This is a genomic window from Paractinoplanes durhamensis (assembly GCF_016862175.1).
Lineage (GTDB): Bacteria > Actinomycetota > Actinomycetes > Mycobacteriales > Micromonosporaceae > Actinoplanes > Actinoplanes durhamensis.
In genome coordinates this window covers 1-7,409 of sequence record NZ_BOML01000106.1, presented here as the reverse complement: position 1 = coordinate 7,409, position 7,409 = coordinate 1, and the positions used below count along the sequence as shown (strand labels likewise).

Here is a 7,409-nt window from a genome sequence, read left to right as displayed (position 1 = left end):
GGCCATGACCCTGGTGCGGTGAGACCACGGGATCGGCTTCGTGCCGGGCCGCCGAGCGGCCCGGCACGCGGTCCCCGGTTACGCGGCCCCCTCGGTCTTCCGGCAGTAGTGGGACCTCGGACCGTCAATACGCTGAAAATGAGTTCTCTGAAGTCGGGAGCCGTCATGAAGGTCTATGCAGGGTGGGCCGCGGTGGGGCTCACCGCAGCACTGATGATCACCATGCCCTCGGTGGCGTCGGCCGCCGCGGACGAGCTACCTCAGAGCCCGATGATCGTGCTCGGTGACCTGGGCGGGGGCAGGCATTCCTACGCCGCGGCGATGAACGGACAGGGCGACATCGTCGGCCGCAGCCGGAGCAAGGACAGCGGGGCCTACGTCGCCGTCATGTGGCCACACGGGATGACCACGCCAGTCCCGCTCGGCCTCAAGGGCACCCCGGAGCAGATCAACGACAACGCTGTCGTGGCGGGCACGGTCAGCGGCACGACCACGGTGTTCCTGTGGCAGCACGGCCGGGCCGGCTACTACCCTTATCGTGGCGGCGACGACGAAATCTGGACCACCGGCATCAACAACCGGGGTCAGGTGGTCGGGTCCACCTACAACTCGGCGACGTTCAGCGGCCGCGCCTTCGTCCTCGACCGGGGCAGATACACGATCCTGCCGACACCCGCGGGCAGCCGGAGCACCACCGTCGCGATAAACGACCGGGGTCAGATCCTCGGATCGGTGCTGGATACCTCGACGGGTGCCGACCGGTCGGTGATCTGGACGCCGGAGGGCTCGCCGGCCCGGCCGTACTACAAGCGGCTCGACCTCGGTGACCTGGGCGGCGTGAACACGTACCCGTGCGATATCAACGACCGGGGTCAGGTCATCGGCCAGAGTGAGGTGTCCGGATTCGGTACTCACCACCCCTTCCTCTGGCAGAACGGTGAAATGACCGATCTGTGGGGCAGCTATCCCGCCGTTGACGGCGCCGCCCGCGCGATCAACGACGCCGGCCTGGTGGTCGGCTACGCCCAGGTGACGCTGGAGGGCGAAGTCCACGCGGTGATGTGGCAGAACGGACAGATGATCGACATGAACCCGGCCGGCTACCACACCGAGGCGGCGGTGGTCAACGAACGCGGACAGGTGGGCGGGCTCGCCAAGCTCATCACCCCTGATCAGGCCGGACCCAGGCACCCGATCCGGTGGAGTTCCGGCACCACCACGCTGTTCAGCATCGCGGACCCCCTGCAGGACGACGGCGGCGTCGACATCATCGGCATCGATGCCGCGGGCCACGTCGTAGCGACGCTCGTGTCCAACGACGAGTCGATCATCCTGAGAAGTGCGAGTTGAACGAGGATCGAGCTGCGCCGGGCAGCCGGGCCGGCGCCGGCCCGGCCGGGACCGACCGTCACACCGTGATCGCGGTGGTCCGCTCGAAGTCCGGCTCGGCCGCCGGCTTGCCGAAGTAGTAGCCCTGGGCGCGCCGGTAACCGATCCGGTGCAGCTCGGCGGCCTGCTCGCCGGTCTCCACCCCTTCGGCCACCGCGATCAGGCCGAGGCCGTCGCTGACCTGGATCAGGGCGCTGGCGATGACGGCGTGCCGGCCGGACATGGTGATGTTGTCGACGAAACTCTTGTCGACCTTCAGGACGTCGACCGGCACGGTCTGGAGCAGGGTCAGCGACGAATGCCCGGTGCCGAAGTCGTCCAGGGCGATATGAACACCCAGCTCGTGCAGTGCGTTGACGGCGAGCACCGCCTGGCCGCCGGCGAATACGGCGGTCTCGGTGACCTCCACGATCAGGTTCGCCGCGCCCAGACCGGTCCAGGCCAGAACCTCGGTCACCAGCCCGGGGAAGTCCGGCTCGGTCAGCTGGCGGGCGGAGACGTTGACGCTCATCCGTTGCGGGGCCCGGTCGCCGAGGGTCTGGCGCCAGGTCACCGCCTGCGCGCACGCCGTCCGCAGCACCCACTCGCCGATCTCGACGATCAGGCCGTTGCGTTCCGCGGCCGGGATGAAGTCGGCCGGGCTGACGAAGCCGTGTTCCGGGTGGTTCCAGCGGATCAGCGCCTCCACCGAGGTGATCCGCCCGGACGGCAGCTCCACGATCGGCTGGTAGACCAGGTGGAACTGCCCGGTGTCCAGGGCGATCCGCAGCTCGGCGGCCAGCCGGTTCTGTTCGCGGGCGTGGTCGTCCATGCTCGGGTCGTAGCGGCGCCGCTGGTTCTCACCGAGCGCCTTGGCCACGTACATGGCGACGTCGGCGCGGCGCATGATCTCGTAGGGGTCGTCGGTGCCGGTGCTGTCGGCGATGCCGATGCTGGCCGTGACCAGCAGGTCGTTGCCGCCGGTGACGATCGGGAGGCGCAGCGAGACCTTGAGCCGCTCGACGACGTTGTCCATGACGGCCGGGGTGGCGGCCGACACGAGCACCGCGAATTCGTCGCCGCCCATCCGCGCCACCAGGTCGTCCTCCCGTAAGGAATCGGAGAGGCGGGTGGCGACCTGGGCCAGCAGATCGTCGCCGACAGCGTGGCCGAACCGGTCGTTGACCGCCTTGAAGCCGTTGAGGTCGAGAACTGCCACCTGAGGCCGGCCGGCCGGGAGGCATTCCCGGAGGCGTTCCTCGAACCGGCGCCGGTTGGGCAGCCCGGTGAGTTCGTCGCTCATCGCCAGGTCTTCGAGCTGCCCCGCCTGGACCCGGACCCGGGTGATCGAACCGGACAACCGGGCCAGCATGAGCAGAAGCAGGACGACGGAGCCCACGGCGATCGCCAGCCAGCTGACCGAGCCCGGGTGGCGCAGCCCGTCGAGGACCAGCATGGCCGGAACCAGCAGGGCCGCGGCGGCGAGCAGGCCGAGCTGACCGCGGCTGAAGATCTTCAACTCGCGGACCGGTACCGGGGTGTGCCCCGACGGATGCATCGCCGCCCCGGCGAAACACAGGTACGAGAACAGGAAACCTCCGAATACCACCTTGATCGTGATCGCCGCCGGGTTGGGCAGCAGCGTGTAGACGGCGTTGCCGGCCAGGGTGGCCACGCTGCCCAGCAGCAACAGCCAGGCGCTCGGCGTCCGCTGTCCCGAGCGGGCGGCCATCGGCAGCAGCACCGCGCAAAGCAGCACACCACCCGTCGGGTAGGCGATCGTGGTGATCCGGATCAGGAGCGGCGTCGCCGTATCGAGGGCGATCGGGTCGATCACGATGATCCAGTAGACCAGGCTCAACCCGGTGGCGATCACGGCCGAGTCGATCAGTTCCGCAAGGGTGCGGGGCCCCTGCGCCCGGGTGAGCAGGAACAGCCCGGCGACCAGGAGCGGATAGGCGAGCAGGTACAGCACGTCGGCCATCGACGGGTACGGCTGCTGCTGCAGCACGAACTCATTTCGGGCGTACATCAGATCGCCGAGTACCCAGCTCAGCTGCCCGCCGATGAAGATCAGCCAGGCCACGACGGAGGCGGATCGATGCCGCCGGATGCCGTACAGGCTCAGGCAGACCGAGGCCAGGCCGGTGGCCGCCGACAGCAGCGAGCCCACGGCCGGGGAGGGGATGACGATGTAGAGCAGACCCGCGCCGACCCCGAGCGCGATCCAGGCAGGCCACGCCCGCCCCATCAGCTTTTCCAGCACATCACATTTTCGGCAGATCCGACCGGAAAATGAGCGGTGGGTTGTCCGGCCCGGTTACGCGTGGGTCAGCGCGCGAAGAATACCGTACTCGCACGCCGCGGTCCTCCATTCTGCTGAGTGCCGCCCGTCGCCTACGAGTGGCATGGGACGAATGGACAATTGCCCTTCCCCCTCGCAGGCCGTCCGAATATGAACGGTTACGCGAGAGAGCGTGACGTCGTTGTGCCTTTGGCGCGGAGGCCAAAATCAATTTTCCGCGTTATTCGCAATTGCATCGACTTGCACCTTCGGAAGGAATTCCATGCTCAAAGCTCTTGCTCTCGGCGCCACTCTGGCGGGCGCGCTGGCCGCCACCGGCACGCCGGCCACCGCTTCCCCCGCCCTGTCGCCGACCGACGAAATGATCATCGGCGTCGTCGCGGCCAACGGCTCCGGGTGCCCGTGGGGAAGCGCTCAGGTGACCCCGTCACCCGACAACAAGGCCTTCACCGTCACCTACAGCCAGTTCATCGCGCAGGTCGGGGTCGGCACCCAGCCGGCCGACTTCCGCAAGAACTGCCAGCTCGCGCTGGACGTGCACGTCCCGCAGGGATACACGTACGCGATCTCCGGCACCGACTACCGCGGTTTCGCCCACCTGGAGCGCGGAGCGTACGGCTCGGAGACCGCGAACTACTACTTCCAGGGCGAACCCCAGAGCACCCGGATCCGGCACGACTTCAACGGCCCGTACGACGGCGACTGGCAGCGGACCGACACCGTCGGCATCAGCTCGCTGGCCTACCTGCCCTGCGGCGAGCAGCGCTACCTTAACGTCAACACCGAGCTCCGGGTCAATGGTGGCTCGTCCAACCTCAAGAAGACCACCAGCATGCTGACGATGGACTCGACCGACGGCCGCATCGACACCGTTTACCACGTCGCCTGGAAGAAGTGCTGAGAAGCCTTGTCGCCGCCGGCTCGGGCCATTCCCCGAGCCGGCGGGCGCGGGCGGCAGCAATTCACCACACCTCGATCATCTGCGCTCCGCCGCTTATCCCGCGGGCCGTTCAATGCGTCGCGGCGGCCCATGCGGCCGCCATCGAGGGGCTGTAGTACCGGGTGAAACCGCAGCCCCACGCGATCGCGTCGGTGAGCGGCGCGGCGTCGCCCCAGCGGGGCATGCCGGACACGAGCAACCGGGTGCCGATCTGATAGGCCGGGACACCCTCGCCGCCCGTCGTGCTTCCCACCGCGGGCGCATCCATGTCGACGACGGCGGTGCCCGCGGAGCCGCCCTTGAACCAGGTGTGCACCTGGAAGGTCACCGAGCGCAGATCCAGCCGGCCGGGTTGCGGGCTGCGCTCGGTTCGGGCCGGACCGATGCCGGTCACGGTTCCGTCGAAGGCGAACGTGTTCTCGGCGACCGTCCGCGGTGAGTACGCCTTGACGCACTGCTGCGCCGCGCCGAAGGCGAGCGGATCGCCCGGCTCGACCCCGGCCGGCAGCTCGGCCGGTGGCTTTGCCTGCGGTGTCGCGGCGGGTGGTTGTGCCTGCGGCGTCGAGGCCGGCCGGTACAGGCCGTACCCGCCCGCGGCGATGATCACCGCGGTGGTGGCCGCCGCCACCGTCAGGGTCCGGCGCCGGCGGTGGACCCGGCGCACCGCCGCGGCGGCCACGGCCTGCTCGTCGGGGGCGTCGGCGGCGTCGGCGGCGAACAGCTCGCGCAGCTCGCGCTCGGTCGACTGGTTCATCGGGTCTCCCTCTCTGCGTCGATGGCCGCGGGCCCGCGCAGGCTTGCCAGGGCTCGGGAGGCGGTGGCCCGCACCGAGCTCTCGCTGACTCCCATGGCCGCGGCGATCGCCGCGTCGTCGAGGTCGGCGTAGTAGCGCAGGACCAGCACGGTGCGGGCGCGCGGGGCGAGCCTGCTCAACAGCACCCGCATCTGGTCGCGGGCGGCGACCGCGTCGGCCGCGTCGGCCACCGCGGTGCCGGTCTCCTGGCGCAGGTCGGCGGGCCGCTCGGTCGTCCAGCGGCGGCGACGCCAGCTCAGATGCGCGTTCACCAGCATGCGGCGTACATATGCCTCGGGTCTTGCTGCTTTTTGCACTCGCTTCCAATGCCGGTAGGCATCGGCCAGCACGGTCTGGGCCAGGTCCTCCGCCACCTGCCGGTCGCCGCTCAGGACGAACGCCAGGCGCACGAGCGACCGGCCATGACCTGCCACGAATTCCTCGAACGACACGCTCGCTCCCGTCGGTACTCCTCACCCTATGGACGCATCGGCCGCCGCCCCGCGCTGCACACCGCTTTTGCGATGTCGTGCAACCCTCCGGCCGGGCTGCTGCGTCGTACGCCTGTCAACACGCAGCCGACTCGGAAGGCGGGCTCGAACCGGGTGGATGACCAGGAGTTTCATGACTTCGTGGCGCAGCGGATGGAGCGATGGCGTCGCTCGGCGTACCTCATGTGTCAGGACTGGCACACCGCCGACGATCTTGTCTCCATCGCGATCACCAAGATCTACCGCCACTGGCGTGACGTGCGTGGGGCCGACAACCCCGAGGCGTACGCCCAGCGGATCCTCACCCGCGCCTGGCTCAGTGAACGCCGCCGCCCGTGGCGGCGTGAGCGCTCGGCGGAGCACCTGCCGGACCGGCCGGTCGACCCGGGTGAGCGGATCACCGACCGGGACTCGCTGGCCGCGCTGCTGCGGGAGCTCGGCCCACGCCAGCGGGCCGTGCTGATCCTGCGGTTCTACTTCGACTACACCGCGGAGCAGACCGCCGAGATTCTGCAGGTCACGGTCGGCACCGTGAAGAGTCAGACGGCGCGCGGGCTGCAGACCCTGCGCATCAACGAACAGGCGTTGCGCGGCTGAGGCCGCGCGGAAAGGACGACATCATGACCCAGCAGCTCTTCGAGGACCTGACCGCGGACGCCCCGCCCAGCACGATCGACGTCGCGGACCTGGTGCGGCGGGAGAAGCGCCGGCGGACTCTGGTACGCGTCGGTATGCCGGTGGCCGCTGTCGCGGTCGTGGCTACCGCGCTCGCGGTGATCAGCCCGACGGCGCCCGCACCACCGGTGGTCGCCGGCCCGACGGCATCCCCCGCCACCGCCCCGTCCACCACCCCGGCCTCGGGTTTCCGGCTCGTCGCGAACAGCCGGGAGGCGAAGGCGGCCACCGCCGCGGCGCTGCGCAAAGCACTTGACGGCGCGGTCCGCGAGGCGGCGCCGGGTGCGCAATGGCTGGCGCAGGGCGACCCCGCGTACTCGACTCCGGACGGCCGGCCGCCGCTGATCACCGGCGACGGGGTGCAGCGTACGCAGGATCAGATGTTCTTCGGTGGTACGGGTGTCGGTCTCGATGGCCGGCGGGGCACGCTGCGGCTGAGCATCATCGCGCCGAACCCGTGCAACGGCGGCACCATGAGCAAGTGCGGGACGGACCCGAAGATCATCGACCCGGACACCTACTTCAAGTGCTACCCCTCTCCGGAGCCGTGCACCGAGAGCAAGGGCACCGACGGGCGGCGGCAGCGGGTGCGGACCACGACGAGCCTGGCCGGGTTCGTGGGCCACGAGGCGACCGTCGAGCTGCCCGACAAGCGCACGCTGATGATCTTCGTAGACAACGAGTTCGTCGTGCCCGGCACCGACCCCGAGAACTCGGTGGCGCAGCCCGCGACGCCGCTGAGCCCGGCCCAGGTCAAAGCCATCGCCACCACGATCGGCGACCAGATCCTGCCCTGAGGAGTCCGAACCGGCAGTGGCGGGCCGGCACCATGCCGGG

7 protein-coding genes are annotated in these 7,409 nt (G+C 69.6%); 4 read left to right on the top strand and 3 right to left on the bottom strand.

Annotation, left to right across the window (positions count from 1 at the left end; all coding sequences use genetic code 11):
* Positions 1 to 165 precede the first annotated feature (165 nt).
* Entirely contained in the window at positions 166 to 1,350 is a 1,185-nt protein-coding gene (locus tag Adu01nite_RS47205; protein WP_203735968.1) for a hypothetical protein, read from the top strand.
* Between the two features lie 58 nt (positions 1,351 to 1,408).
* Here Adu01nite_RS47205 and Adu01nite_RS47200 read toward each other — a convergent pair whose 3' ends face one another.
* Complete coding sequence (locus Adu01nite_RS47200; protein WP_239133245.1) at positions 1,409 to 3,634, bottom strand: putative bifunctional diguanylate cyclase/phosphodiesterase; 2,226 nt, start codon at positions 3,632 to 3,634, stop codon at positions 1,409 to 1,411.
* Positions 3,635 to 3,935: 301 nt separating this feature from the next.
* Here Adu01nite_RS47200 and Adu01nite_RS47195 point away from each other — a divergent pair, with 301 nt between their 5' ends.
* The gene (locus tag Adu01nite_RS47195; protein ID WP_203735967.1) at positions 3,936 to 4,574 is read left to right on the top strand and encodes a DUF4360 domain-containing protein; all 639 of its coding nucleotides are present in this window, start codon (positions 3,936 to 3,938) and stop codon (positions 4,572 to 4,574) included.
* Between the two features lie 109 nt (positions 4,575 to 4,683).
* Here the strand turns inward: Adu01nite_RS47195 and Adu01nite_RS47190 are convergent, their stop codons facing one another.
* On the bottom strand, positions 4,684 to 5,367 hold the full coding sequence (locus Adu01nite_RS47190; RefSeq protein WP_203735966.1) for a hypothetical protein: 684 nt from the start codon (positions 5,365 to 5,367) through the stop codon (positions 4,684 to 4,686).
* The gene (locus Adu01nite_RS47185) at positions 5,364 to 5,858 is read right to left on the bottom strand and encodes a sigma-70 family RNA polymerase sigma factor (protein WP_203735965.1); all 495 of its coding nucleotides are present in this window, start codon (positions 5,856 to 5,858) and stop codon (positions 5,364 to 5,366) included. Before Adu01nite_RS47185 ends, Adu01nite_RS47190 begins: the two co-directional genes overlap by 4 nt.
* A gap of 153 nt (positions 5,859 to 6,011) precedes the next feature.
* Here Adu01nite_RS47185 and Adu01nite_RS47180 point away from each other — a divergent pair, with 153 nt between their 5' ends.
* Complete coding sequence (locus Adu01nite_RS47180) at positions 6,012 to 6,494, top strand: SigE family RNA polymerase sigma factor (RefSeq protein ID WP_275414800.1); 483 nt, start codon at positions 6,012 to 6,014, stop codon at positions 6,492 to 6,494.
* A gap of 23 nt (positions 6,495 to 6,517) precedes the next feature.
* Positions 6,518 to 7,369 carry a hypothetical protein gene (locus Adu01nite_RS47175; protein WP_203735963.1) on the top strand — a complete coding sequence of 284 codons (852 nt, stop codon included), beginning with the start codon at positions 6,518 to 6,520 and terminating at the stop codon, positions 7,367 to 7,369.
* Positions 7,370 to 7,409: the final 40 nt, after the last annotated feature.

Excerpts from the sequence above, each read along its gene's own strand:
- Adu01nite_RS47175 (WP_203735963.1), top strand. The coding sequence starts at position 6,518 with ATGACCCAGCAGCTCTTCGAGGACCTGACCGCGGACGCCCCGCCCAGC.
- Adu01nite_RS47190 (WP_203735966.1), bottom strand. The coding sequence starts at position 5,367 with ATGAACCAGTCGACCGAGCGCGAGCTGCGCGAGCTGTTCGCCGCCGAC.
- Adu01nite_RS47205 (WP_203735968.1), top strand. The coding sequence starts at position 166 with ATGAAGGTCTATGCAGGGTGGGCCGCGGTGGGGCTCACCGCAGCACTG.
- Adu01nite_RS47195 (WP_203735967.1), top strand. The coding sequence starts at position 3,936 with ATGCTCAAAGCTCTTGCTCTCGGCGCCACTCTGGCGGGCGCGCTGGCC.